The sequence below is a fragment of the Chloroflexota bacterium genome, from assembly GCA_011322445.1.
Lineage (GTDB): Bacteria > Chloroflexota > Anaerolineae > Anaerolineales > DRMV01 > DRMV01.
Window position 1 is genome coordinate 15,351 of sequence record DRMV01000039.1, and the last position, 23,652, is coordinate 39,002.

Consider the following 23,652-nt stretch of genomic DNA (forward strand, 5'->3'; position numbering starts at 1 on the left):
CAGCCTCAGGAGGAAGAAACCGCAGATTGCGCAGATTGTGCAGAAAAAACATCCACAGAGATTTCACGGATGAGCACAGATTGGGGCTGTGATTGGGCAAAAAACGCTGAAAAGCCCAACGCTCACTTCCGTTTCTTGGCGGCCTTGGCGTTCTCTTGGCGACCTTGGCGACCTAAAATCCGCGCCATCCGCGGCCTGTTTCTCCAAGGCTGAACGGTTACCAATGCGCTAAAATATCCCCATGTATGCCTTGCTGCGCCCGCTGCTGTTCCGGCTGGAGCCGGAACGCGCCCACGCCCTCACCCTGCATCTGCTGCGGCTGGCAGGAAACCTGCCGCCCGCCTGTGCGCTCATCCGGCGGCTGTGGGGTGCGGGCGAAAAGCCGGTGCGCCTCTGGGGGCTGACCTTCCGCAACCCGGTGGGGCTGGCCGCGGGCTACGACAAAGATGCCCTCGCCTGGCGCGGTCTGGCCTGCCTCGGCTTCGGCCACATTGAGGTCGGCACGGTCACGCCGCGGCCGCAGCCCGGCAACCCCCGTCCGCGCCTTTTCCGCCTGCCCGAGCAGCACGCGCTCATCAACCGGATGGGCTTCCCGGGGCGCGGGGCCGAATTCGTCACCCGCCGCCTGCAGGGCAAACGCCCGCCCGGCGTGGTGCTGGGTGTGAACATCGGCCGCAACAAGGCCACCCCCAACGCCCGCGCCGCCGAGGATTACCGCCTGCTGGTGCGCCGCTTCGCCCCCCTGGCCGACTACCTCGCCGTGAACGTCAGTTCCCCCAACACCGAAGGGCTGCGGCGGCTGCAGGCCCGCAGCGCGCTGGAAACCCTGCTGCGCGCCCTCCTCGCCGAGCGGGATGCCGCCCCCGCGCGCCCGCCCCTGCTGGTCAAACTTTCCCCCGACCTGACGCCCGCCGACCTGGACGATGCCCTCGACGCCCTCCTCGCCGCCGGGGTGGACGGCGTGATTGCCACCAACACCACCACCGGCCGCGAAGGGCTGCCTTCCCGCTGGCAGGAGGAAGCCGGCGGCCTGAGCGGCGCGCCCCTGCGGGAACGCAGCACCGCCTTCATCCGCGCCATCCACCGCCGCGCGCCCGACCTGCCGATCATCGGCGTGGGCGGCATCATGGCCCCCGCCGACGCCCGCGCCAAACTGGAAGCCGGGGCATCGCTGGTGCAGGTCTTCACCGGCCTGGTCTATGCCGGGCCTTCTCTGCCCCGCCGCATCGTGGAGGCGCTGTAAATGCCGCACCTCTGTGTGCGCTTCCATGCCGAGTTGCAGGAATTTTTCCCGCCCCAGCGCCGCGGCCGCCCGGTGGAGATGGCCTTCCGCGGCCCGCAAACGGCCAAGCACCTGCTGGAAGCCGCGGGCGTACCCCATGTGGAAATCGGCGCCGTGCGGCTCGGCGATGCCGCTTTCCCGCTGAACGCGGTGCCGCCCGCGGGCGCCTGCCTGGAGGTCTTCCCCCGCACCCCGCGGGAACGATGGCCGGCCGACCTGCCTTCCCCGCGCTTCGCACTGGACGGCCACCTCGGGCGATTGGCTTCCTACCTGCGGCTGCTCGGCTTCGACACCGCCTACCGCAACGAAGTGGACGATGCCGACCTGGTCGCGCAGGCCGTAGCGGAACGGCGGGTGGTGCTCACCCGCGACCAGGATTTGCTGAAGCGCAAGGCACTAACCTACGGCTACTGGGTGCGGGCCACCGACCCTCACGCCCAGGCCGCCGAGGTGCTGGAACGCTTTGCCATCGCATCGCTGGCGCGGCCGTTCACCCGCTGCCCGCGCTGCAACGGCCTGCTGGCGCCGGTGCCCAAAGCCGAGGTGCTGGCCCAACTGGAGCCGCTCACCCGCCGCTACTATGACGAGTTCTACCGCTGCCAGACCTGCAGCCAGGTGTACTGGCGCGGCAGCCATTACGAGCGCATCGCGGCACTGGTGCGCCGCTGGCTGGCCGACGAGCCTTTGACCTGAACATTCCGGAGACTGCCATGCGTGCCCAATTAGAAGCCCTGCTGGAATTCCATCGCACGATGGGCGTCTATTTCGCCGAAAAGCCCACCGCCCACCTGCCGGAAGACGTCGCCGCCGTGCGCCTGGCCCTGCTGGAAGAGGAATTAGAGGAATACCGGCAGGCGCTGGCCGCGGAGGATCTGGTTGCCGTGGCCGATGCCCTGACCGACCTGCTCTATGTGCTCCTCGGGACGTTCATCAGCCACGGCCTGCAGGATATGGCCGAGGCGCTCTTTGCCGAAGTGCACCGCAGCAACATGACCAAAATAGGCCCCGATGGGCGGGTGATCTACCGCGAAGACGGCAAGGTGCTCAAGCCGCCGACCTTCGAGCCGCCCGACCTGCAGCGGGTGCTCCGCGGACACCGGTAAAAACTACAGATTACGCAGATTGGCGGTAATTACCTGCCCAGATCGCGATGATGGCAACCCTCGGCATGTGTTCCCACCGCGTTTTTCTTTGGCACCGCCGCCGCTGCGTCGACCCCACCCCCATCCCCTCCCCGCATGCGGGGAGGGGAGCAAGGGGAGGGGTATGGCAAAGGCACAGCGCATCAAGACGCATGGAGGGCACCCCACCGTAGGCAGTTACTTGCAAGCGCTTTTTGGAGTGCGGTGCCTTGGCACCGTTTTGGAAAGCGGCGACTCGTCGCCGCACTCCAAAGAAAAACTGCCGCCAGAGGCGTTTTGCCACCAGGTAGGTAATTACGATTGGCGCAGATTTTCTCTGGGTAATCTGCGTCATCTGCGGTTATCTCCGCACCGTTGTTTTTCAAGGGAGCCAAATGGGTTTCTTCTCCAACCTCGACCAGGAACGCTACGACCGCCAGTACAGCGACCGGGAACTTTTCCGGCGGATGCTGACTTACTTCCGCCCTTACGTCGGGCGGCTGGCGGCTGTGACGGTGGCCGTGGCCGTCATTTCGCTGGCAGGGGCAGCGCTGCCAATGCTGGTGGCCCGCGCCGTGGACGACCTCAAGACCAGCCTCTCCCTCAACACCGCCGCCCTGCTCACCGGCCTGGTGCTGCTCATCGGCATCGTCACCTGGGGCGCGAACTGGGTGCGCCGCCGCCTCACCGTCGCCACCGTGGCCGATATCGTCCTCCAATTGCGGCAAGACGCCTTCCGCGCGGTGGTGGCCCACGACCTTTCGTTCTTCGACGAGTTTTCCTCGGGGCGGGTGGTTTCCCGCATCACCTCCGACACGCGCGACTTCGGCCAGGTGGTGGTGCTCATCACCGACCTGAGTTCGCAGGTGCTGCAATCGCTCATTCTGGCCGTGGTGCTCATCCGCACCGAGTGGCACCTTGCGCTGCTGCTGTTTTCCTTCCTGCCGGTGCTTTTCGGGGTTGCCTTAGGCTTCCGGCGCTGGGCGCGCAAAGTCACCCGCGAAGGCATGCGGGCCATGGCCAACGTCAACGCGGCCATCAAGGAAACCGTGAGCGGCATTGCCGTCGCCAAGAACTTCCGGCAGGAAGCGGGCATCTACGCCGACTTCGACGACGCCAACCGGCAATCCTATCGGGTCAATGTGCGCCGCGGCTTCGTGCTTTCGTTGGTCTTCCCCACCCTGAACGCTTTGGGCGGCGTGGGCACGGCCATTTTGGTCTATGTCGGCGGCATGAGCGCGGTCAAAGGCATGGTGACCGCCGGGGCGTGGTATCTTTTTCTCAGCAGCCTGGACCGTTTCTGGTTTCCGGTGCTCAACCTTTCCTCGTTTTGGGCGCAAATTCAGAGCGGGCTTTCGGCAGCCGAGCGGGTGTTTGCCCTCATCGATGTGGAAGCCGCCGTGCAGCAGGTGGACAGCCGCCCTGTGCCCCGACTGAAAGGCGACATCCGTTTCGAGCACGTCTGGTTCCGCTACAGCGAGCAGGAGCAGGTGCTGGCCGACTTCAACCTGCACATCCGCGCCGGAGAAAGCCTGGCGCTGGTCGGCCATACCGGCGCGGGCAAGACTTCCATTGCCAAACTGATCGCGCGCTTCTACGAATTCCAGCGCGGCCGCATCTTGATCGACGGCCTCGACATCCGCACCCTCGACCTGGAACAATATCGCCGCCAGTTAGGCATTGTGTCGCAGGTGCCGTTTCTTTTCAGCGGCACGGTGTTGGAAAACATCGTCTATGCCCGCCCGGAAGCCACCGAAGACGAAGTGCTCGCGCTGGCACGGCAGATTGGCGAGGGCGAGTGGCTGGAAACCCTGCCCGAAGGGCTGGCCACCGAGGTCGGCGAGCGCGGCGCCCGCCTGAGCATGGGGCAGCGGCAACTGGTGGCGCTGATGCGGGTGCTGGTGCAACGCCCGGCCATCTTCATCCTCGACGAAGCCACGGCCAGCATCGACCCCTTCACCGAAGCGCAAATTCAGGAAGCCCTGGATCTGATTCTGCGCGATACGACCAGCATTCTGATTGCCCACCGGCTTTCCACCGTGCGGGCGGCCGACCGCATCATCGTGTTGCGAGAAGGACAGATTATCGAAGAAGGCAACCACGAAGCGTTGCTGGCCCGCGGCGGGCATTACGCCGAGTTGTATAACACCTACTTCCGCCACCAAAGCCTGGCTTATGTGGAAGCCGCCGGGCAAATGCTGCGGTAACGGCCAAAATCGGGCCGTCGCCCCTGATGAGGTGTCCTGTGCGTCGTGTGTTTTGGCTCTTCCTGCCCCTCTTCTTGCTGGCCGGCTGTACGCTGGGCCAGCCTTCCGGCGCGGGGGCAGAGACTGCCTTCGTCCCGCCGGTGGCCTCGCCGATAGCCGGTGCAAAAACGCCGCAGCCCACTTCCACGCCTGCTGCCGTGCGCGCCCCCCAACCCACGACCGCGCCGACCTGCACCAACAACCTCGCTTTCGTCGCCGACGAGACCATCCCCGACGGCACAGTCGTGCAGGCAGGCCAGACCATCGACAAACGCTGGCGGGTGCGCAACGCCGGTACCTGCAACTGGGATGGCCGCTACCGCCTGCGGCACATCGCCGGGCAGGCATTAGGTGCGCCCGAAGAAATGGCGCTTTTCCCGGCTCGGGCAGGCACCGAAGCCACCATCCGCATTCTCTTTACCGCACCCCCAAAGGCCGGTCAGTATTTTTCCACCTGGCAGGCGGTCGACCCCCAGGGGCGGCCTTTCGGCGACCCGATTTACATGCAAATCGTCGTGACGGAACCCAAAGCAACCCCGACACCGTAGGCAGGCAGCCGATGCCCCCGCGTTCCGGTGTCGGGTGTTGCGGTGTCAGGCGCGATGCTCGCGGGCGGCTTTCAGGAAAGCCACAAACAGCGGGTGCGGGCGGTTGGGCCGCGAGAGGAATTCCGGGTGGAACTGCGTGCCCAACATGAAAGGATGCTCGCGCAGTTCGGCAATTTCTACCAAACGACCGTCGGGGGAAAGGCCGGAAAACACCATGCCCGCGGCGCCTAATTTTTCCCGATAAGCATTGTTGAATTCAAAACGGTGCCGATGGCGTTCCTGCACTTCAGGCTGCTGATAGGCCGCAGCCGCGTGGGTGCCGGGTTGTACCACGCAGGGGTAAAGCCCCAGCCGCATGGTGCCGCCCATATCCACAATGCCGCGCTGGTCGGGCATCAGGTCAATGACCGGGTGCGGCGTGCCCGGGTCGAACTCGGTGGAATTGGCGCTTTCGTCGCCCAGCACATGGCGGGCGAACTCCACCACCATCAGTTGCATCCCCAAACAAAGGCCAAAGTAGGGCACTTTGTGCTCGCGGGCATAGCGGGCCGCGAGAATTTTGCCCTCGATGCCGCGGTCGCCAAAGCCGCCGGGCACGAGGATGCCGTCGGCCTGCCGCACGGCTTCCCAACCACGCTCTTTTTCCAGGTCAGCAGAGTGCACCCAGGCGATTTCCACATTCAACCCCAACGCCAGCCCGGCATGGTAGAGGGCTTCCCGCACGCTGAGGTAGGCATCATGGAGTTCCACATATTTACCCACGAGGGCAATGTGCACGGTGGGCTTGTCGGTGCGGCGGGCTTCGGCCACCAGGTTTTGCCAGGCTTCCCAGTCAGGCTTTTGGCGGGCTTCTAACCCCAAACGGCCAAGGACGTAATCAGGCATTCCGCTGGCCTCAACCAGCAGCGGCACTTCGTAGAGCACGTCGGTGGTCACCATTGGCACCACGGCGCGCGGCTCGACGTCGGTGAAAAGGGAAATCTTGTCGATCACACTTTCGGGCACGGGGTAATCGGAACGCGCCACGATGATGTCGGGCTGAATGCCCAGGGAACGCAGTTCCCGCACCGAGTGTTGGGTGGGTTTGGTTTTCAGTTCACCGGTGCTTTTGATGTAGGGCAGCCAGGTGACATGGATGAAAAGGGTGTTTTCCCGCCCAATGTTGGCGCGCATCTGGCGCAAGGCTTCGATGAACGGCAGCGACTCAATATCGCCCACCGTGCCGCCGACTTCCACAATCACGATTTCCGCGCCGGTGGTCTGCGCCACCTGTCCAATGCGGCGCTTGATTTCGTTGGTAATGTGGGGAATAACCTGGATCGTGCCGCCGAGGTAGTCGCCGCGGCGTTCCTTGGCAATCACTTCAGCATAGACCTGGCCGGTGGTGACATTGCTGTAACGGTTGAGGCTGACATCCATGAAGCGTTCATAGTGGCCGAGGTCGAGGTCGGTTTCAGCGCCGTCGTCCAGCACATACACCTCGCCGTGCTGGTAAGGGCTCATGGTGCCCGGGTCGACGTTGATGTAAGGGTCGAGTTTCTGCGCAGAAACGGCAAAGCCGCGCTCTTTGAGGGCACGGCCTAAGGCGGCAGCAGTCACGCCTTTCCCGACGGAGCTCAACACACCGCCGGTCACAAAAATGTATTGGGTGGTCACCAAGCAGCCTCCTGAGAGGAATGAACATTCAGCGGCTCAGGCAGCCGCCATACAAAGAAAGCGGGAGGGGCCGCAAGAGAAAGGGCTGCGGCGTCCTCCCGATGAAGTTAAAGCAGAGCAGAAAAGGTCAGACCAGTTGCTGCAGGTCTTCCGCCGCGCGCCGCATTTCCAGGAAAATCAGGCCGAGTTTCGATTCCTTGCGCGCCAGCACGGTAAGTACGGCCTCTTCCCCAACCGAGGTGAGCACCACATAGCCGTTATCGCCCTTGATGTAAACCTGCTCGATGGCGCCGCGGCCCAGTTCACTGGCAATGCGCTCGCCCAGGCTGAGCATTGCCGCCGACATGGCTGAAACGCGGTCCTCTTCACTTTCGGCTGGCAACGCCGAGGCAATCACCAGGCCATCCACAGAAACGACAGCCGACGCTTCGATATCGGGCACCGCGGCCTGCATTGCTCGCAAGCGGGCAACCATTTGCTCTGCGCGTGTTTGTGCCATGTTTTCTCTCCTTTGTTACGGGTGAGAGGTAGCGGTTGTCTCCATACACCAACACCGCCCACCGAGCGCTCTCACGGCCGCTGGGAAAGCCCACAGGCTTCCCCGCGCAAACCATCCGCGCCCCGGCGGGGCCGGAGGCTTTTTGCGCCCTCCTCGTGGCTATATTGTACCCCAAAAATGCAAATTCGAAAGCCGTTTCGGGGCGGCTCTAATGGGCGCGCTCAAGCAACAGGTGTGCCAACTGGCGCAGGGCTTCACCAGCCGCGCCCTGAGGGGCGGCTTTTTCAAGGGCTTGCAGCGCCTCACCGGTCAGGCTGGCCGCCGTGGCTTCGGTGTAAGCGCGTGCGCCGTCGGCTTCCAGCGCCGCGGCCAGGGCAGGCACTTCTTCGGGGGCATGGGGGCTGCCGGCTGCCCATGCACGGGCAAATGCCCCTTGCTGCTCCAGCCCGTAAAGCACCGGCAGGGTTTTCTTGCGTTCCATCAAGTCGCCCGTCACCGATTTGCCGGTCAGCGCCGCATCGCCCCAAATGCCCAGATAGTCATCCCACGCCTGGAAGGCCAGCCCCAACATGCGTCCAAATTCGTGATAAGCGCGGCGCTGCTCGTCGGAAGCACCCGCCAGCAGCGCGCCCAATTCGGTGCAGGCCGAGAGCAGGGCTGCGGTTTTGCCTTCCACCATCTGCCAATATGCCTCGATGCTCACGGTCGCCCGGTCCTCATACGAAATATCCAGGTGCTGGCCTTTAGTGAGGTGAAGGGCTGTCTGGTGCAAAATGCGGGCAGCCTGCAGGGTGGTTTCGGCATCAATGGGGGGATGCAATTCCAGCACGGCGATGTTCGCGAGGGTAAAAAGTGCGTCGCCGCTGTTGAGGCCCAGGGGAAGCCCCCAACGCTTCCACACGGTGGGGCGGCCGCGGCGGGTATCGCCGTTGTCTTCGATGTCGTCGTGGATGAGCGAGAAGTTGTGCAACAGTTCCACTGCCGCGGCAGCGGGCACCGCGCGGTGCCACTGGCCGCCAGCCGCCTCAACGGTAAGCAGCAGCAGCAAAGGGCGAATCCGTTTGCCACGCGCCGCCGGCCCCGCACCCTCCCCTTGCCAACCCAGGTGATAAGCCAGCATTTCGTAGAGGCCATCATCGGCCTGGCAATGGGCGCGTTCCACGATGGCCTCCATCGCTTCTTCTACGGCAGGCAACATGCTTTCTTGATAGGCACGCAAGGGCAAGGGCATGGACATGGTTTCTCCAGAGGGTCAGGGCACGCGTTGCAACGGTGTGCGGTGAAGGGCTTCCAGATTGGCAGCGCCGGCGGCAAACATCGCCACGCGCAGTTCCTGAATGATAAGTTGCAGGGCTTCGGCAGCGGCTTCGGCCGATTCGGTCGCAGCCGCCAGCAGCCGCCCGGCCATGCCGCCCAAGGTCGCGCCCAGGGCAAGGCTTTTGGCAATATCAATGCCGCTATGCAACCCACCCGAGGCAAACACCGGCAGCCCCGGTGCCGCACGCCGCACGGCCAGAATGGATTCCGCCGTCGGAATGCCCCAATCGACGAATGCCGCAGCCAGCCGGCGTTGCATGGTCGTCGCTGCCCGGTGCATTTCGACCTGGCTCCACGAAGTGCCGCCCGCCCCCGCCACGTCGATTGCCGCGACGCCAGCATCGGCCAGCATGCGCGCCGCCTGTTCAGAAATGCCCCACCCCACTTCCTTGACCACCACGGGCACTTCCAGGGCACGGCACACCTTTTCGATTTTTGCCACCAGCCCCGAAAAACGGGTGTCACCTTCGGGTTGCAAGGCTTCCTGCAACGGGTTGAGGTGTAAAATGAGAGCGTCGGCCTCAATCATGGCCACCGCACGACGGCAATGCTCCACGGTATAGCCATAATTGAGTTGCACCGCGCCCAGGTTCGCGAAAAGGAGGATATCGGGGGCTTCCTGCCGCACCTGAAAAGTGGCTGCCAGGGCCGGGTGTTCCAGCGCCGCCCGCTGGGACCCCACCCCCAATGCCACGCCGTGCATCTGGGCTGCACGTGCCAGGTTGCGGTTGATGCGCGCCGCCTCGGCCGTGCCGCCGGTCATGGAAGAAATCAACACCGGCGCTTGCAGCAGCCGCCCAAACAATCTCAGGCGGGTGTCAATGGCTCCCAGATCCAGTTCCGGCAACGCCTGATGGATAAAGCGATACTTCTCCAGCCCGGTGCTCAAGCCCGAGCGGACGTCTTCTTCCAGATTGATGCGGATGTGGTCGGCTTTACGTTGTCCGATGGGCGTAACTTTTTTCATGGTGGGGTGTTCCCTGCTTTGAGTTATCTTACCAGCCCGCCAATGGGTTGTCAACGGCCTTGCGCAGGCCGCCGAGGCGGGTTACAATTAGCAAGGCTTTACCACTTTTCTCAGGAGGCATAACATGGCGGACGTGAACGTCTATGAAGAGGTCAAAGAAATCATTGTCGACCTGTTAGGCGTCGACCCCGAGAAAGTCACGATGGACGCGCGTTTTCGGGAAGATCTGGAAGCCGACTCGCTCGACCTGGTGGAATTGATCATGGCGCTGGAAGACAAGTTCGATGCCGAAATTCCCGATGAGGATGCGCAGAGCATCACCACGGTGGGCGAAGCGGTGAAATATATCGAAGAGCGCCTGTAATAACGCTTACAGGGCCATCGAAAGTGTCAACCGAACCGGGGCGTCGCGCGTCGGTTTGTCAACAAACTTCAGGCGGGTTTTGACAGAAGCGTTTGCCAAAGCCCGCTTTGTTTTTCGCGAGGTGCAAACATGCGCTGGTGGGTGTGGCTGGGCATGCTGAGCATGGCGGTAGCAGCCGGTTGCGGGAAGCCGCCGGCCACGGCGTCGCCAGTGCCGGTTGCAGCCACGCCGACGCCTTCCCCGTTGCCTCCCCCGCCACACCTCGCGGGCGTGCCGGAAGACGTGCCTCTGATGCCGGGGGCTTACGACGTGCAGGTGCAGAAAGCCGGCACGCTGGTGGTGTATCGCGTCAAGGCACTCTTGGGGGAAGTGCTGGATTATTACCAAGAGGTGCTGCCGCGCTACGGGTGGCAGCAAACCGCCGCCCAAGACACTGTGGTGGGCTACGTGGCAAAACTGGCACGCGCCAAACCCGCGGGCGACCGGGTGGTGCTCAGCCTGCGCTACGACGTACGAGGGCACTTCGTGACCGTGGCAATTTCGGTTGCCAGGCCGTGAATTCCCCGGCTCACCCAACCCAAGGGTGGCGCGACGCCCTACGAGCGGTCACGTTCCCCAAACCTTTAGAGCGACAAAAACATCCCCTTGCGGGTCGCAAGGGGATGTTGCATTTCCTGAGCCTGCGCCGGGGGTTACAGGCTCTTGAGAATGTGGGCAATCTCTTCGGGGTGCTTGGCAACTTTCACGCCCGCGGCTTCGAGGGCTTCCACTTTCTCAGCCGCCGTGCCTTCGCCGCCTTCCACAATGGCGCCCGCATGCCCCATGCGCTTGCCCGGAGGCGCCGTCTGCCCGGCGATGAAGGCCACCACTGGTTTGGTCATGTGATCGGCGATGTATTGCGCGGCCTTCTGCTCGTCGGTGCCGCCAATCTCGCCGATGAGCACCACTTTCTCGGTCTGCGGGTCTTCTTCAAACATCTTCAGCGTATCGAGGAAACTGGTGCCGTTGACCGGGTCGCCGCCGATGCCCACAGTGGTGCTGGCACCGATGCCCAACTGCTTCATGGCGTAAAGCACCTCATAGGTCAGCGTGCCCGAGCGAGAAACCACACCCACGTTGCCCGGAATGGCAATGCTACCGGGGATGATGCCCACTTTGGCTTCACCGGGGGTCAGCAAACCAGGGCAGTTCGGGCCGACCAGGCGCGAGCCTTTCTGGTCAAGGTAAGCCCGCACGCGCATCATATCCTGCACCGGGATGCCTTCGGTAATGCACACGATGAGTTCCACGCCTGCGTCGGCGGCCTCGAAAATCGCGTCGGCGGCAAAGCGAGCAGGCACGAAAATCACGCTGGTGTTTGCGCCGGTGGTTTCCACCGCGGCTTTGACGGTGTCGAACACCGGGATCTTGTCATCGAGCACCCATTGGCCGCCCTTGCCAGGGGTCACGCCGGCGACCACGTTGGTGCCATAGGCCACCATCTGGGTGGTGTGGAACATGCCTTCACGGCCGGTAATGCCCTGCACGACCAGGCGGGTGTCTTTGTTCACTAAGATGCTCATTGGGCACCTCCCTTCGCGGCTGCCACGGCTTTTTGGGCCGCTTCAACCAGGGTGTCAGCGGTAATCATGTTGGCGTTTGCCAACAGGCGCCGCCCTTCTTCGGCGTTGGTGCCCACAATCCGGGCGACCATCGGGACTTCGGGCTTGACCTCTTCCATCGCGGCCAGAATGCCTTTCGCCACCTCATCCCCGCGGGTGATGCCGCCGAAGATGTTGATGAGCACAGCCTTGACATTCGGCTCGGAGAGGATGATGCGGAAAGCCGCCGCGACTTTCTCGGCATTCGCACCGCCACCAATATCCAGGAAGTTGGCCGGTTCGCCACCATAGAGTTTGATGACGTCCATCGTGGTCATCGCCAGACCCGCGCCGTTGACCATGCAGCCGATGTCGCCTTCCAGTTTGATGTAGGAAAGCCCATACTTGCGCGCTTCCACCTCTTCGGGGGCTTCCACATCCAGGTCGCGCATTTCGGCAATGTCGGGGTGGCGGAAGAGCGCGTTGTCGTCCACAATCATCTTCCCATCCACCGCCAGCACCTTGCCTTCCTCGGTCACAACCAGCGGGTTGATTTCGGCCAGGGTGGCGTCGCTCTTCTGGTAGGCTTCCCAAAGGCCAAAGCACACCTTGCTGAAATCCTTCCAGTATTCTTTCGGCAGGTCAATGCCCAGGGCCAGGTCGCGCGTCTGGTAACCGCGCAGCCCCAACAACGGGTCAATGTGAATTTTGATGATCTTCTCGGGGGTCTTGCGGGCAACTTCCTCAATTTCCACACCGCCCTCGGCGGAAGCCATCATCACCGGCTTGCGGGCTGCCCGGTCGTTGGTGATGCCGAGGTAAATTTCCTTGGCGATGTGGGCGGCCTCGTCCACCAGCACTTTGCGCACCGGCAGGCCCTTCAATTTCATGGAAAGGATGGCCGTGGCATGGGCTTCGGCTTCTTCAGGGCTGTTGGCGAGTTTGATGCCGCCGGCCTTGCCGCGACCGCCCACCAGCACCTGCGCCTTAACGACGACGCGGCCACCCAGTTCTGCAGCAATCTCTCGCGCTTCTGCAGCCGTGGCCGCGACGCGCCCCTTCGGAATGGGGACGCCATACTTCGCAAAAATTTGCTTGGATTGGTACTCGTGTAGTTTCATAAAAGCTCCCCGGTTTTCGGGCCGTAGCCCAGGGTTGGGTTGGAACAGCGGTATTATACCACTGTTTTCGCATTTGGTCGGATTAGTCTTATTAGTGTAATTAGTGTGATGATTGCGGCGGCTGGCTGAGGAAATGCCCTGCCAGGAGGAAAGCCGCGGCAGCCGCGGTGCCTACCCAGAAATGCAACACCCCCACCAAGTCCCACCGCCACCCCAGGAAGGAAGCCAACAGATGCCCGCTCCAGAAGCCTACCCACCCCAATGCCAGGTCGGCCAGCAGACGGAAGGGGCCACCGTTTTTCCAAAGGTGAAAGACTGCACCATAAAGCAACGCCAGCAACGTGCCAAAAAGAAACGCCGGGAAGGTCATTGTTCTCTCCTCAAACCACGGACGGGGAAGGGCTTGCAAGGCTCTTCAATTACTCACTCTCGGCGGCTCGGATGATGATGCCACTGCCCAGGCATTCCTCGCCCACATAAACGGCGGCAGCCTGGCCGGGGGTAATGTCGCGCTGGGGGTGGTCGAAAACCACCCGGAAACGCCCCTCAGCCTGAGGCGTAACCTGTGCCGGTTGGGGACGAGCGGTCGCTCGAATTTGGACCTGCGCCCGGAAGGTCTTTTGCGGCGGGGGCACAATCCAGTTGGCTTCGGCGGCTTCAAGAATGCGCTGGCCCCGGGCTTCCCGCGGGCCCACGATGAGGGCATTGCGTGCAGCATCTTTGGCAATCACATAAAGCGGGTGAGGCGCGGCCAGGCCCAGCCCTTTGCGCTGTCCGATGGTGTAGAAAGCCAGCCCGCGATGGGTGCCCAGTTGCCGACCGGCGGTGTCGTAAATGGGGCCGGGGCGCTCGACCTCAGGCGCATGCCGTCGCAGGAAGTCGCGATAATCACCCCCTGCCAGAAAGCACAAATCCTGGCTATCGGGGCGGTTCGCCACCGGCAGGTGGAAGGCGCGCGCCATCTGGCGCACCTTGTCTTTCGTGTAAGCGCCAATGGGCAACAAAGTGTGCCGCAGTTGCGCTTGCGTCAGGCGACTGAGGACATACGACTGATCTTTGCCCGCATCCACGCCCCGAAGCAAATGGACGTCACCGGCAGCATCCCGTTCCAGGCGGGCATAATGGCCGGTTGCCATCCAATCGGCCCCCAGGGCCTGCGCATGCTGCCACAACAAACCCCAACGGATTTCCCGATTGCACACCAGGCAGGGGTTCGGCGTGACGCCGCCGGTATAGCCTTCCAAAAAATATTGCACCACCGTTTCCCGGAAGGCCTGCCGGGCATCGATCAGGTGAAAAGGAATATCCAACTGGCGGGCGATATGGCGGGCCAAATCGGTGGCTTCGATAGTACAGCAACGGTTTTCAGCCTCCCGCCCCGGCTCGGTCCACAGCCGCAACATCACGCCAAAAACGCGGTAGCCTTCAGCGCGCAGCAAGGCGGCAGCGACGGAACTATCTACGCCGCCGCTCATGGCAACGGCTACAGTCGGTAACGTGGTCATGCTGAAATTGTAACGTGCTTTCCGCGCAAAAGGCGCATTCCCCGCAAGAGGCCTTCCCCACCTGCGGGTGTGCTCCCTCACCGCGAGGAGCACTCAAATGTTGTGAAAAGGTGCTCATGGCTCCAACGGTGAGCATTTCGCCATGAATCGCTTGCCTACAGGCTCACCAAGGGAGTACAGCACGACCTACTTTCATAGCAGCTTGTTGGGAAATCTCACCCCTCCCCCCCGCTGAGGCTTGCCCTGCACTCATGCTTTGGGCAAGCCTCAGCCAGCCCCCTCCCCTCCCTTGAGCAAGGGAGGGGAGGGGGTGACGCCGCAGGCGGCGGGGGTGGGGTGAGATCCTCTTGGAACTTTCTACAACTCGTGAGTGCCCCATCACTGCGCAAAAGTGCAACAACCCGCCCATTTTGTGGTATGGTTGAGTATCTCGCGCTTCAAGAAAGGAGAGAGCATGCTCCCCTACCCCACCGATCTGAAAACCCTCTGGACGCTGGTCAGCCACTATTCCCCCAGCGGGCAGGAAACCGCCGCGGTGGACGCTTTGCTCACCCGTTTCCAGGAACTTGGCTATACGAAGGCGTTCCGCGACGAAGCAGGCAACGCCATCGGTGTGATAGGCGATGGGCCCCGCCAAATCATCTTGCTGGGGCATATCGATACCGTGCCCGGCAAAATCCCTGCGCGGGTCGAAACCTTACCCGACGAGGGCGAGGTACTCTTTGGCCGTGGCAGCGTGGACGCGAAAGGGCCGCTGGCAGCCTTCACCGACGCAGCAGCCGCCGCGGGGCCGCAAGCAGGCTGGCAAATCATCGTCATCGGCGCGGTCGACGAGGAACGGGAGTCGGTGGGGGCGCGCTTCGTGGCGCAGCAGGCTGACTATCACCCCGAGTACGCCATCATCGGCGAGCCGAGCAGCTGGCAACGGGTGACGTTGGGCTACAAAGGCAGCGCGCGGGCGGTAGTGCGCTTCGAGCGCCCTTTGAGCCATACCGCTTCCGCGGAAACCAGCGCCCCCGAAATGGCCTGTGCGTGGTGGCAGCGCCTGAGCGCCGAAGTGACTGCCCGAAACACCGACCGTCCTCGCGCTTTCGACCGCTTGCAGCCTTCGCTGCGAGGGCTGACCTCCGGCGACGATGGCTTCACCGAGTGGGCTGAACTGCATCTCGGCTGTCGGTTACCCCCCGACATTGCCCCCCAGGCATGGTATGACCTGCTGACCCGCCTCGACCCGCAGGGGCAAGTGACGCCGCAAGGGTATGCCATTGCCGCCTACCGGGGCGAGAAACGCACGCCGCTGACGCGGGCCTTCCTGGGGGCCATTCGCGCGGCCGGCGGCAAGCCCGGCTTCGTAGTCAAAACCGGCACCGCCGACCTGAACATCGTTGCGCCGGTATGGGGCTGCCCGGCCGTGGCCTACGGGCCGGGCGATAGCAGCCTTGACCACACACCGCACGAACATCTGCCCCTGGAAGATTACCGCAAAGCCGTGGCCGTGCTCACCGGCGTGCTGACGCGCCTTACATCGCCCGCCTCATGAACACCACATTGATCGCCACAGCCATGATTCTGGCGCTGGCCGCCTTTACGCAAAGCCTGACCGGCTTTGGGCTGGCGCTGGTTTCCATGCCCTTGCTGAGCATGGTTATGAGCCTGCCGCAAGCCACGGCGCTGGTTGCAGTAGTGAGCCTGGGGGTGGAAGTCGTCATCTTGTGGCAGCATCGCGCCCATTTGCGCTGGCAGCCGGTGCGACGCCTGATTTTGGCTTCGTGGATTGGTGTGCCGCTGGGGGTTGTGCTGCTACGGCAGTTGCCGGAAGCCTGGCTGCTGCACGGCCTGGGGGCGCTGCTTGCGGCCTATGGCCTGTATGCCCTCAGCGGGAAGCCCCTTCCCAGCCTGCAGCGCGCGGGGTGGGGCTGGGCGGCCGGGTTGGCTGCAGGGGCGTTGGGCGGCGCTTACAACACCTCAGGGCCGCCGGTCATCCTTTACGGTCACGCGCGCGGTTGGCCGCCCCAGGCTTTCAAAGCCAACCTGCAGGCCTTCTTCCTCGCGAGCAGCAGCATGGTCTTTGGCGCGCACCTTCTGGCGGGCGATATTGGCGCAGCCACGTGGGCCCAGGCCGCCGCCGCGGTGCCTGCCCTTGCCCTGGGCCTGTGGGCAGGCCACCGGGCGGCTGCTTTCCTACCGCCGGCACGCTTTCGCAAGGTGGTGTTGGTCGCCCTGGTGCTGCTGGGGCTGAAAATGTTGTGGTGAAAAGTTATCCTTCTGCCCGAGTGCCACGGGCAGCCACCAACCGCTGATAGGCCCCCTCCCAGGCGCCTTCCAGTTTCAGGCGTTTGGGCACATTGATATGCCCCACATGCGCAAACACCTGGGCCGCTACCTGCGCGATCTCATCCCAATCCTGTGCCAGCACGGCTTCCTGCATGGCGCGCTGCAACTGCGCTGCCCAACGCCATTCCATACGAAAGCGGTCGGCCTTCACCCAATAGCCGCGCTTTTCCCACGGAACGGTAGTCTCTTCCACCAGATCGGCCAGTGCGCCCAGCAACTCGGCGATGAATGCCGCCAAATCGAGGGTGCGGGCATCGGGGCGGGTTTGGGTCATCAATTCCCGCAAAGCCGCCCCTAACATCTGTAACAAACGCCGACGGCGCTTGCCCACGCCGTCGGTCTGAATGACGCGACTCATTGGCGCTCCTTGTGAAGAAATGCAAGCGGAATTATAATCGGAAAGCCGCGGGCGGGGAAGCCACCGCCCGTGAATTTTTATGATTATGGTATAATTTATTCGCCCATTCGGGCTAAGCAACCTACAGCGGGGCCCGCGCGCCCCGATAAACCTGTCGTTTCGGAGGACATCGTGGCCGCCACGACCACCAGGCAAGTGCCCCTGAGCGCCCTCACGCCGGGCCAAAAAGGCGTGATTACTGCGATTCGCACCAGCGGGCCACTGCGCCGCCGCCTGCTGGATATGGGACTGGTGCGGGGGGAAATCGTGTATGTGGAACGGGTCGCGCCCCTGGGCGACCCGGTGGAGTATACGGTCAAAGGCTCTCACCTCTCGCTCCGGCGGAAAGATGCCGCCGACATCATCGTCGAAATCGCCGAGGCGGAGCGCGCCCATGAGCCCTGAACCCGTACTGCCCCTCACCATGCTGCCACCTGGGCGGCCAGCCCGCATCGTTGAAGTGCGCGCCGGGCGTCACCTGAAAGAGCGCCTCGCCGGGCTGGGGCTGTTGCCCGGCAACACGGTGCAGGTGTTACGCGATAACGGCGGGCCATTGCTGCTGGCCGTTGGCGAAACGCGCCTCGCTTTGGGGCGCGGCATGGCCCACAAAATTCTGGTCACCGAAACCGCCCCGCAAGGAGAACCCGCACGATGACCACCTCTCGCCGCCTGCGGGTTGCCCTTGCAGGCAACCCCAACGCTGGCAAAAGCACGGTTTTCAACGCGCTAACCGGCGCGCACCAGCACGTCGGCAACTGGCCGGGCAAAACGGTCGAAAAAAAAGAAGGCTTCTACCGCTATCGTGACCTGGTGGTGGAAATCGTCGACCTGCCGGGCACTTACAGCCTTTCGGCCTATTCGCCCGAAGAGCGCATTGCTCAAGAGTTCATCACCGAGGAACACCCCGACGTCGTGGTCAACGTCGTCGACGCCTCGAACCTGGAGCGCAACCTCTACCTCACGGCACAACTGCTGGAAATCGGGGCGCCGATGATCATTGTACTCAACATGGCCGATGTGGCCGAACAATTGGGCTACAAAATCGACATCGGAAAGTTTGCCCAACTGGTCGGCGTGCCGGTGCTCACCGCAGTGGCGAGCAAGGAAATTGGCATCGAGGCGCTGCGCGAACAAATTCACCATGCTGCCGAAGCGCCCGAATTCCACACCCCGCCGCCCGACGTGTTGCAATATGACCACGAACTGGAAAAAGCCGTGCGCCGTCTCACCGAGGCGCTGGAAACCCTTCCCGACCTGCAAGGCTACCGCCCGCGCTGGCTGGCCGTCAAACTCATCGAAGGCGACGAACAAGCCCAGCGGGTCGTGCAGAACGCCCCCGGCGGTGACGCCGTGCTGACGTTGCTGCCCAAAGTCATGCACAAACTGCAAAGGGTCTATGGCGAAGACGTAGACATCGCCCTGGCCGATGCCCGCTATGCTTTTGTGCGCGGCCTGGCGCGGCAGGTGCTCACCCTGCCCAAACATCCGCCCCGCACCCTCTCCGACCGTATTGACCAAATTGTCACCAATCGCTGGCTGGGCATCCCGCTCTTCCTCTTCTTCATGTACCTGATGTTCAGCCTGGTGCAGAATGTATCGGCGCCTTTCATGGATTGGATCGACAGCATCATCAGCGGCCCCATCACCACCTGGACCCTGGCCGGGCTGCTGGCGCTCCACGCTCCCCAGTGGCTGGTCTCGCTCATCGTCGATGGCGCCATCGCGGGCGTCGGCAGCGTGCTGACGTTCATTCCCAGCCTGATGGTGATGTTTTTCGCCCTGGCCTTCATGGAAGACAGCGGCTACCTGGCTCGCGCGGCCTTTGTCATGGATAAGGCCATGGCTTTCCTGGGACTCAACGGGCGGGCTTTCATCCCCATGATTTTGGGCTTCGGCTGCAATGTGCCCGCCGTGTATGCCACCCGCACCATCGAAAACCGCGCTGCGCGGGTGCTCACTGGGCTGCTAATTCCCTTCATGTCGTGCTCCGCGCGCCTGCCAGTCTATGTGGTCTTCGGCATGGCCTTTTTCGGCAAAGATGCCGGCCTGGTGGTGTGGAGCCTGTACCTGGTAGGCATCGTAGTGGCAGCCCTGGCAGGCTGGGCACTTTCCCTGCTGGTGTTCCCCGACGTCCACAAAAGCGTGTTCGTTCTGGAACTTCCCCGCTATCGCCTGCCTACCTGGCAAGGGCTGTGGCTGCACACCTGGGAGCACACTTCCGAATTCATCCGCAAAGCGGGCACCGTGATTCTGAGCATTGCCATTCTGCTGTGGTTCCTGCTCAACCTGCCGTGGGGCGTGCAAAACCCAGGCGACAGTTACTTCGGCAAAGTCAGCCATGCGCTGGCGCCCATTTACGAACCGGCGGGCTTTGGCACCTGGCAGGCCGCGGGGGCGCTGATTTCCGGCTTCGTGGCAAAAGAAGTGGTCATTTCCACCATGTCGCAAATCTACATCGGCGAGCAAGAGGCCAAGCGCTCCCAAGAGCCGCCTACCCTCCATCCGCTGGAAGACGCCAAGACCATCGTGGTCGGCTTTGGGGAAGCCTCGTGGAAAGCCGCCAAAGCCCTGCTCGACAGCCTGACCCCTGGCGTCCACCTCTTCCCGGCAGCGTCGGGCGATGAAGGCAACCAGACCGAACTCAGCCGTGCGCTACACAAAGCCTTCACGCCCCTGAGCGCCCTGGCCTTCCTCGTCTATGTGCTGCTCTACACGCCTTGCATGGCCACGGTGGCAGCCCAAGCGCAGGAATACGGCTGGCAGTGGGCGCTCTTCTCGGTGGGGCTGGGGCTAACCACCGCCTGGCTGCTGGCAACCGCCGTCTTCCAGGCGGGCCGCTTATTGGGGGTAGGCTGATGCTGTTGCGCCTCTACCGCTTGCTGCAGGAAGCCGAGCGCCAGGGAGACGAGGTTTCCCTGGCCGGGCTGGCTGCTGCCCTGGGCACCGATACCGACGAAGTGCGCCAGATGTTGGAAGTACTGGCCTGGGAAGGCAAGGTCGAAAAAGTTGCCAGCACCGGCTGCTCGGTAGAGGGGGAAGGCTGCGCCGCGTGCCCGCTAAACAAAGTTTGCACTCGCGGGGTGAGCCACAAGCAGGAAGGCTACATTCTCAAAAGCCCTGCCTCCTCGAAATAAACCACAATCACACCACCGTTTATACCTGCCTCGGCCCGCTATGGGTCGGGGCAGCGCTGTATAGAGGCTCGTAAGTGGGTTCCGGCGAAGGTGTCGCGCGAGAAGGCACACTCGGTTGCCGTCGGTTAGCCGTCGTGCGGCGGGCTGCCGCCACAGCCGAGCGCGCAGCCACCGACGTCCGGCGGGGCACACCCACACCCGCCTCATCCCGTTGCGAGAACAACCGCGGCCCGGCGGTAGAAATCGTGCCAATGATCAACACCCGCACCAGCCATACCAGCACCGCCACGAACACCGGCACCGCTTTGAGCAAAGTTTGCTGGCCCAACACCTCCCGGCCGGCAGAAGAGTGGCTCAAAATGGCGATCGAAACGCCCCACCACGTCAGCATGGCATTCATCGTTGCCGCCAAAAGCCAGGCGCCAAAGAGGTACCACACCTCCATCGTGGGAGCATCGGCCTCTTCGGGGGTAAAGAGACGGGCAATCCCGGCAAAGTCAATGCCGCAAAAGGCAATCGCGAGAATGGTCGCCCAATGCAAACCGGCAAAGCGCATCTCACCGAGCAGGTCGTGAAGGGCAAACTCGGTGGTGCTAAAGTTGAACACCTCGAAGAATACCAGGGCCGTCAAAATCAACAAGCCGAACATCTGCCCCCGCCGCAGGGGGAACTGTTGCCACGGCAAACGCATCTTCTCCATTTCACCAACCTCCTGGGGGAAAAACGGTGTGGAAAGACGGCTTTATTGTAGAACAGATGTTCTCTTTTGTCAAGCAAAAAAAGGACGGACGGCGCGCTGCCGCCCGTCAGGGTTTCCTGGCATCTTCAGCCGCAATGTGCTCAAGGCTGCGGCGTTGGGGAGGGAGAAGGGGTGGGCGTCGGGGTGGCCGCCTGCTTCTCGTTTGCCAGGGTGCGGCAAATCTGCCGGTTTTCTCGCACAATGCTGCTCAGCACGGGGTCGGCAGGGTACGTGCGCTCCACCTTATCCAACACCGGCAGCGCCTCGTTACAACGATCCAGCGCCGCCAGCACCGAGCCATAACTCACATAGTAAAAGCCCACCGTGCGGTCAGTCAGCGGCAGCGGCTGCACTGCTGTACCCTTGAGATGGTCGAAGCCCACGAAACGCTTCTGCAGATCTTTGATGATCGCGCCGGTTTCTTCAGCCGTACAGCCCTCCACTGCACATTTCAATACCGGCACCGCACCCTCGTAATTACGGGCTTTGATGTAAATAATACCCAGTTCCGCGTAGGTATTCGGATTAGTGGGATCCATCAACAAGGCCCGCTCGGCGTTGCGCGCTGCGATGAAAAACTGCCCCATTTGAGCATAGGTTTTGGCAATAGCGATGTAGGGCGTTGGGTCATTGATTCCCAACCGTTGATTGATTTTCGCGGCCTGGTCAAAAAAGTCCAGCGCCTTTTGGTAAAGGGCTTTGCGATAGGCCTCACTGGCTTCCGCTGAACCACCCAGGTGCCGATAAATCAGCCCCGCCCGCAGGTAGAAAAAGGTGAGGTTGGGCGCTAACTGGATGGCCTTCTCGTATTCCTGAATAGCCTTGTTGTATTGGCCTAAGGTTTCCAACACCGCGGCATACACCCGGTGGGTATCCAGCAAATCGGGGCCATATTGCACTGCCAGTTCGGCAAAGCGATTGGCCTGAAGCCATTTTTGCTGGTCCAACAGCACTTCGGCATCATAGGCCAGGGCCAGCGGGTCGTTTTTCGCGAGCACGAGCGCGCGGGCCGCCTCGCTCTCCGCTTCAGCCAGCCAGCGGTCAGATTCCTCAACCGAGGCCAGGTTCGAAGTAGCCAGCCAGTCCAGGGCAAAAGCGCGCACGGCATGGGCGCGTGGGTCGTCAGGGGCAACTTCCACCGCCTTGTTCGCGGAAGCCAGGGCTTCTTGCCGCCGCACGAATTTTTGCTCGTCGGTGGGGAGCAAAGCCGAGGAATACACCTGCACGCGCGCCAGTTCTGCCCACAACTGACCGTTGCGCGGGTCCAGGCGCGTGGCCATCTTGTAAGCCTGAATGGCCGCGTCGAGGTTGCCGGCAATAAACTGAGCATTGCCCTCTTCCGCCCAAGAAACTGCGCTGCGGGTCGGCGTAGGGGTGGGGGCAAACAAATCAGGCCGTGGCACCCGCCCGGAAAGCAGTCCCCAATCGAGGGCGATGCCCAGCAAAGCCAACACGAGATAGAGCAGCACCCGCCCGGGGCGGGAATGCGGCTCTTGGTCGGCAAAATGAATGTCGTCGCCGCGAAGTTCCATAGCCGGGTTTCCTACGGTGCAGGGGTAGCGGTCGCCGCAGTGCCGGTCCCCGTTGCTGCGGGGGTCGGCGTGGTCGCCGCTTGGGCGCTACACTGGCTGATGCCCTGGTGCGCGTTGTAAACTGCTGCTTCGTCAGTAGGCACCCCGGCCAAAATAGCCTGGAAAACTGGGAGGGCCTCATCGCAACGGCCAATCTTGACCAGCGCGAGGCCGTAAACGCTGTAATAGTCAGCCACGCGGCCGTAGTCCAGCGGTAAGCCTTTCACAATTACACCATCTTTCGTCGTGCCGCCTTTGACAGCCAGCGCCAATTCCTTCACTGCGTCGGTGTATTTGCCATTTTTGTAGAGAATCAGGCCATAGTTCCCGTGCATATAAGGGTTGCCGGGGGCTTCCTCAGCAGCCTTTGCCGCGTATTGCAGCGCCCGGCCATATTGCCCTTGCAAGGCATAAGTCGTGGCAATGTAGGCATCGGGCATGGGGTCTGCCGGGTTGAGGGCATTGGCACGCGAAAACTCGTCAATGGCATCGTTGTAATCTCCCTGGGCACGGTAAAGCAACCCCAGGGTAATGTGCAGGCTGGGGATGTTATCGTTGATTGCCAAAGCCGCTTTGTACTCTTCCACAGCCCGCTTGTAAAGGCCCTCGGCAAAGAGCACGTAGCCGTAAATCTGGCGCACTTCCAGGTCACTGGGGGCAATAGCCAGCGCCTTACGAAGCTCCTCATCAGCCTTGGGGTAAAGCTCCTGGTCAGCATAAAGCGCAGCCAGGAAGGCATGAGCCAGGGCGTCGTTGGGGTCAAGTTCCAGCGCCCGTTGCAGCTCGGTCTGTGCCTCAACATCGTTGCCAAGTTTGTAGAGGGCATAGCCGCGCAGCGCGTGGGCACGGGCATAATCGGGGTTGAGCAAAAGAGCATTCTCGGCGCTTGTCAGCGCAGCCGCATATTGCCCGGCCAGCAACTGGATGCGCGCCAGAGCAGCGTGCAGGGAAGGCTTATCGGGGTTGTGCAAAATGGCCTGTTGGTAAGCCTGGATGGCGACTTCCAGTTGCCCTTTGCGGAAAGCCTCCTGGGCCTTGGTGAGATAGGCTTCAGGGTTAATGGTCGGGGTAGGCGTCGGCACAAAAGGCTTTGGCATTGCCGGCACCACGACCTGATTGACGTAAACCATCACCGCGATCAACAGCAGCAGCACCAGCAAGCGAATGGGATTGCTGCGGCGGCGCTGCTTGCGGCGCATACTCCACTTACTTCCATGTAGTTCCATAGGCTCCATCATAACCCGCTTGAGGGTAAGCGTCAAGCAAGGCAG

The 23,652-nt window shown here is 62.5% G+C and carries 25 protein-coding genes; 13 read left to right on the plus strand and 12 right to left on the minus strand.

The features are described 5' to 3' along the window. Positions 1-241 precede the first annotated feature (241 nt). From ENJ54_08115 to ENJ54_08135, 5 genes are all read left to right on the plus strand, one after another. Positions 242-1,243: a quinone-dependent dihydroorotate dehydrogenase gene (locus ENJ54_08115; GenBank protein ID HFC09793.1), complete on the plus strand. Its 1,002-nt coding sequence runs from the start codon at positions 242-244 to the stop codon at positions 1,241-1,243. After that, the gene (locus tag ENJ54_08120) at positions 1,244-1,975 is read left to right on the plus strand and encodes a twitching motility protein PilT (GenBank protein ID HFC09794.1); all 732 of its coding nucleotides are present in this window, start codon (positions 1,244-1,246) and stop codon (positions 1,973-1,975) included. It abuts the gene before it with no gap. Between the two features lie 17 nt (positions 1,976-1,992). Then, positions 1,993-2,385: a hypothetical protein gene (locus tag ENJ54_08125; protein HFC09795.1), complete on the plus strand. Its 393-nt coding sequence runs from the start codon at positions 1,993-1,995 to the stop codon at positions 2,383-2,385. A 413-nt stretch (positions 2,386-2,798) separates the two neighbouring features. After that, the gene (locus tag ENJ54_08130; GenBank protein HFC09796.1) at positions 2,799-4,610 is read left to right on the plus strand and encodes an ABC transporter ATP-binding protein; all 1,812 of its coding nucleotides are present in this window, start codon (positions 2,799-2,801) and stop codon (positions 4,608-4,610) included. A 26-nt stretch (positions 4,611-4,636) separates the two neighbouring features. After that, complete coding sequence (locus ENJ54_08135; protein HFC09797.1) at positions 4,637-5,197, plus strand: hypothetical protein; 561 nt, start codon at positions 4,637-4,639, stop codon at positions 5,195-5,197. A gap of 45 nt (positions 5,198-5,242) precedes the next feature. Here ENJ54_08135 and ENJ54_08140 read toward each other — a convergent pair whose 3' ends face one another. The 4 genes from ENJ54_08140 to ENJ54_08155 form a co-directional block, all read right to left on the minus strand. Continuing rightward, the gene (locus ENJ54_08140) at positions 5,243-6,853 is read right to left on the minus strand and encodes a CTP synthase (protein HFC09798.1); all 1,611 of its coding nucleotides are present in this window, start codon (positions 6,851-6,853) and stop codon (positions 5,243-5,245) included. Between the two features lie 127 nt (positions 6,854-6,980). Beyond that, complete coding sequence (locus ENJ54_08145) at positions 6,981-7,352, minus strand: hypothetical protein (protein ID HFC09799.1); 372 nt, start codon at positions 7,350-7,352, stop codon at positions 6,981-6,983. Positions 7,353-7,560: 208 nt separating this feature from the next. Further along, the gene (locus ENJ54_08150; GenBank protein ID HFC09800.1) at positions 7,561-8,589 is read right to left on the minus strand and encodes a polyprenyl synthetase family protein; all 1,029 of its coding nucleotides are present in this window, start codon (positions 8,587-8,589) and stop codon (positions 7,561-7,563) included. Between the two features lie 15 nt (positions 8,590-8,604). Beyond that, positions 8,605-9,636, minus strand: coding sequence for a type 2 isopentenyl-diphosphate Delta-isomerase (locus tag ENJ54_08155; GenBank protein HFC09801.1), 1,032 nt, complete (start codon positions 9,634-9,636; stop codon positions 8,605-8,607). A gap of 124 nt (positions 9,637-9,760) precedes the next feature. On the opposite strand from ENJ54_08155, the gene acpP reads away from it, so the two are divergent. Both acpP and ENJ54_08165 read left to right on the plus strand, forming a co-directional pair. Further along, positions 9,761-10,000 (plus strand): acyl carrier protein, encoded by a 240-nt coding sequence (acpP, locus tag ENJ54_08160; GenBank protein ID HFC09802.1) that lies wholly within the window; start codon positions 9,761-9,763, stop codon positions 9,998-10,000. A gap of 129 nt (positions 10,001-10,129) precedes the next feature. Further along, complete coding sequence (locus ENJ54_08165; protein HFC09803.1) at positions 10,130-10,558, plus strand: hypothetical protein; 429 nt, start codon at positions 10,130-10,132, stop codon at positions 10,556-10,558. A gap of 134 nt (positions 10,559-10,692) precedes the next feature. Here ENJ54_08165 and sucD read toward each other — a convergent pair whose 3' ends face one another. The 4 genes from sucD to mnmA all read right to left on the minus strand — a co-directional run bounded on the left by sucD (position 10,693) and on the right by mnmA (position 14,206). Continuing rightward, positions 10,693-11,562, minus strand: coding sequence for a succinate--CoA ligase subunit alpha (gene sucD / locus ENJ54_08170; protein HFC09804.1), 870 nt, complete (start codon positions 11,560-11,562; stop codon positions 10,693-10,695). Then, positions 11,559-12,701 carry an ADP-forming succinate--CoA ligase subunit beta gene (locus tag ENJ54_08175; protein HFC09805.1) on the minus strand — a complete coding sequence of 381 codons (1,143 nt, stop codon included), beginning with the start codon at positions 12,699-12,701 and terminating at the stop codon, positions 11,559-11,561. The genes sucD and ENJ54_08175 overlap by 4 nt, the downstream gene beginning before the upstream one ends. 100 nt (positions 12,702-12,801) lie before the next feature. Then, positions 12,802-13,071 (minus strand): hypothetical protein, encoded by a 270-nt coding sequence (locus tag ENJ54_08180; protein HFC09806.1) that lies wholly within the window; start codon positions 13,069-13,071, stop codon positions 12,802-12,804. Between the two features lie 49 nt (positions 13,072-13,120). Next, positions 13,121-14,206, minus strand: coding sequence for a tRNA 2-thiouridine(34) synthase MnmA (gene mnmA, locus ENJ54_08185; protein HFC09807.1), 1,086 nt, complete (start codon positions 14,204-14,206; stop codon positions 13,121-13,123). 454 nt (positions 14,207-14,660) lie between these two features. On the opposite strand from mnmA, the gene ENJ54_08190 reads away from it, so the two are divergent. Both ENJ54_08190 and ENJ54_08195 read left to right on the plus strand, forming a co-directional pair. Then, complete coding sequence (locus tag ENJ54_08190; protein ID HFC09808.1) at positions 14,661-15,746, plus strand: [LysW]-lysine hydrolase; 1,086 nt, start codon at positions 14,661-14,663, stop codon at positions 15,744-15,746. Continuing rightward, positions 15,743-16,459 (plus strand): sulfite exporter TauE/SafE family protein, encoded by a 717-nt coding sequence (locus ENJ54_08195; protein ID HFC09809.1) that lies wholly within the window; start codon positions 15,743-15,745, stop codon positions 16,457-16,459. Before ENJ54_08190 ends, ENJ54_08195 begins: the two co-directional genes overlap by 4 nt. 4 nt (positions 16,460-16,463) lie before the next feature. Here ENJ54_08195 and ENJ54_08200 read toward each other — a convergent pair whose 3' ends face one another. Further along, positions 16,464-16,898 (minus strand): hypothetical protein, encoded by a 435-nt coding sequence (locus ENJ54_08200; protein ID HFC09810.1) that lies wholly within the window; start codon positions 16,896-16,898, stop codon positions 16,464-16,466. A gap of 195 nt (positions 16,899-17,093) precedes the next feature. Here ENJ54_08200 and ENJ54_08205 point away from each other — a divergent pair, with 195 nt between their 5' ends. The 4 genes from ENJ54_08205 to ENJ54_08220 are packed head-to-tail and all read left to right on the plus strand — an operon-like array spanning position 17,094 to position 20,071. Continuing rightward, positions 17,094-17,342: a ferrous iron transport protein A gene (locus ENJ54_08205; protein ID HFC09811.1), complete on the plus strand. Its 249-nt coding sequence runs from the start codon at positions 17,094-17,096 to the stop codon at positions 17,340-17,342. Then, positions 17,332-17,592 carry a ferrous iron transport protein A gene (locus tag ENJ54_08210; protein HFC09812.1) on the plus strand — a complete coding sequence of 87 codons (261 nt, stop codon included), beginning with the start codon at positions 17,332-17,334 and terminating at the stop codon, positions 17,590-17,592. Before ENJ54_08205 ends, ENJ54_08210 begins: the two co-directional genes overlap by 11 nt. After that, on the plus strand, positions 17,589-19,793 hold the full coding sequence (feoB, locus tag ENJ54_08215) for a ferrous iron transport protein B (GenBank protein ID HFC09813.1): 2,205 nt from the start codon (positions 17,589-17,591) through the stop codon (positions 19,791-19,793). The genes ENJ54_08210 and feoB overlap by 4 nt, the downstream gene beginning before the upstream one ends. Continuing rightward, entirely contained in the window at positions 19,793-20,071 is a 279-nt protein-coding gene (locus tag ENJ54_08220; GenBank protein ID HFC09814.1) for a hypothetical protein, read from the plus strand. Before feoB ends, ENJ54_08220 begins: the two co-directional genes overlap by 1 nt. 19 nt (positions 20,072-20,090) lie before the next feature. Here the strand turns inward: ENJ54_08220 and ENJ54_08225 are convergent, their stop codons facing one another. The 3 genes from ENJ54_08225 to ENJ54_08235 form a co-directional block, all read right to left on the minus strand. Further along, positions 20,091-20,771 carry a hypothetical protein gene (locus tag ENJ54_08225; GenBank protein HFC09815.1) on the minus strand — a complete coding sequence of 227 codons (681 nt, stop codon included), beginning with the start codon at positions 20,769-20,771 and terminating at the stop codon, positions 20,091-20,093. Positions 20,772-20,911: 140 nt separating this feature from the next. Further along, complete coding sequence (locus ENJ54_08230; GenBank protein HFC09816.1) at positions 20,912-22,342, minus strand: tetratricopeptide repeat protein; 1,431 nt, start codon at positions 22,340-22,342, stop codon at positions 20,912-20,914. A gap of 11 nt (positions 22,343-22,353) precedes the next feature. Beyond that, on the minus strand, positions 22,354-23,619 hold the full coding sequence (locus tag ENJ54_08235; GenBank protein HFC09817.1) for a tetratricopeptide repeat protein: 1,266 nt from the start codon (positions 23,617-23,619) through the stop codon (positions 22,354-22,356). Positions 23,620-23,652 lie beyond the last annotated feature (33 nt).

What these genes read in the sequence shown, in the direction of transcription:
- ENJ54_08235 (HFC09817.1), bottom strand. Translation starts at nt 23,619, where the DNA reads ATGATGGAGCCTATGGAACTACATGGAAGTAAGTGGAGTATGCGCCGC.
- ENJ54_08130 (HFC09796.1), top strand. Translation starts at nt 2,799, where the DNA reads ATGGGTTTCTTCTCCAACCTCGACCAGGAACGCTACGACCGCCAGTAC.
- ENJ54_08150 (HFC09800.1), bottom strand. Translation starts at nt 8,589, where the DNA reads ATGTCCATGCCCTTGCCCTTGCGTGCCTATCAAGAAAGCATGTTGCCT.
- ENJ54_08145 (HFC09799.1), bottom strand. Translation starts at nt 7,352, where the DNA reads ATGGCACAAACACGCGCAGAGCAAATGGTTGCCCGCTTGCGAGCAATG.
- feoB (HFC09813.1), top strand. Translation starts at nt 17,589, where the DNA reads ATGACCACCTCTCGCCGCCTGCGGGTTGCCCTTGCAGGCAACCCCAAC.
- acpP (HFC09802.1), top strand. Translation starts at nt 9,761, where the DNA reads ATGGCGGACGTGAACGTCTATGAAGAGGTCAAAGAAATCATTGTCGAC.
- sucD (HFC09804.1), bottom strand. Translation starts at nt 11,562, where the DNA reads ATGAGCATCTTAGTGAACAAAGACACCCGCCTGGTCGTGCAGGGCATT.
- ENJ54_08225 (HFC09815.1), bottom strand. Translation starts at nt 20,771, where the DNA reads ATGGAGAAGATGCGTTTGCCGTGGCAACAGTTCCCCCTGCGGCGGGGG.
- ENJ54_08155 (HFC09801.1), bottom strand. Translation starts at nt 9,636, where the DNA reads ATGAAAAAAGTTACGCCCATCGGACAACGTAAAGCCGACCACATCCGC.
- ENJ54_08115 (HFC09793.1), top strand. Translation starts at nt 242, where the DNA reads ATGTATGCCTTGCTGCGCCCGCTGCTGTTCCGGCTGGAGCCGGAACGC.
- ENJ54_08135 (HFC09797.1), top strand. Translation starts at nt 4,637, where the DNA reads ATGAGGTGTCCTGTGCGTCGTGTGTTTTGGCTCTTCCTGCCCCTCTTC.
- ENJ54_08125 (HFC09795.1), top strand. Translation starts at nt 1,993, where the DNA reads ATGCGTGCCCAATTAGAAGCCCTGCTGGAATTCCATCGCACGATGGGC.
- ENJ54_08210 (HFC09812.1), top strand. Translation starts at nt 17,332, where the DNA reads ATGAGCCCTGAACCCGTACTGCCCCTCACCATGCTGCCACCTGGGCGG.
- ENJ54_08180 (HFC09806.1), bottom strand. Translation starts at nt 13,071, where the DNA reads ATGACCTTCCCGGCGTTTCTTTTTGGCACGTTGCTGGCGTTGCTTTAT.
- ENJ54_08230 (HFC09816.1), bottom strand. Translation starts at nt 22,342, where the DNA reads ATGGAACTTCGCGGCGACGACATTCATTTTGCCGACCAAGAGCCGCAT.
- ENJ54_08175 (HFC09805.1), bottom strand. Translation starts at nt 12,701, where the DNA reads ATGAAACTACACGAGTACCAATCCAAGCAAATTTTTGCGAAGTATGGC.
- ENJ54_08220 (HFC09814.1), top strand. Translation starts at nt 19,793, where the DNA reads ATGCTGTTGCGCCTCTACCGCTTGCTGCAGGAAGCCGAGCGCCAGGGA.
- ENJ54_08120 (HFC09794.1), top strand. Translation starts at nt 1,244, where the DNA reads ATGCCGCACCTCTGTGTGCGCTTCCATGCCGAGTTGCAGGAATTTTTC.
- ENJ54_08165 (HFC09803.1), top strand. Translation starts at nt 10,130, where the DNA reads ATGCGCTGGTGGGTGTGGCTGGGCATGCTGAGCATGGCGGTAGCAGCC.
- mnmA (HFC09807.1), bottom strand. Translation starts at nt 14,206, where the DNA reads ATGACCACGTTACCGACTGTAGCCGTTGCCATGAGCGGCGGCGTAGAT.
- ENJ54_08190 (HFC09808.1), top strand. Translation starts at nt 14,661, where the DNA reads ATGCTCCCCTACCCCACCGATCTGAAAACCCTCTGGACGCTGGTCAGC.
- ENJ54_08195 (HFC09809.1), top strand. Translation starts at nt 15,743, where the DNA reads ATGAACACCACATTGATCGCCACAGCCATGATTCTGGCGCTGGCCGCC.
- ENJ54_08200 (HFC09810.1), bottom strand. Translation starts at nt 16,898, where the DNA reads ATGAGTCGCGTCATTCAGACCGACGGCGTGGGCAAGCGCCGTCGGCGT.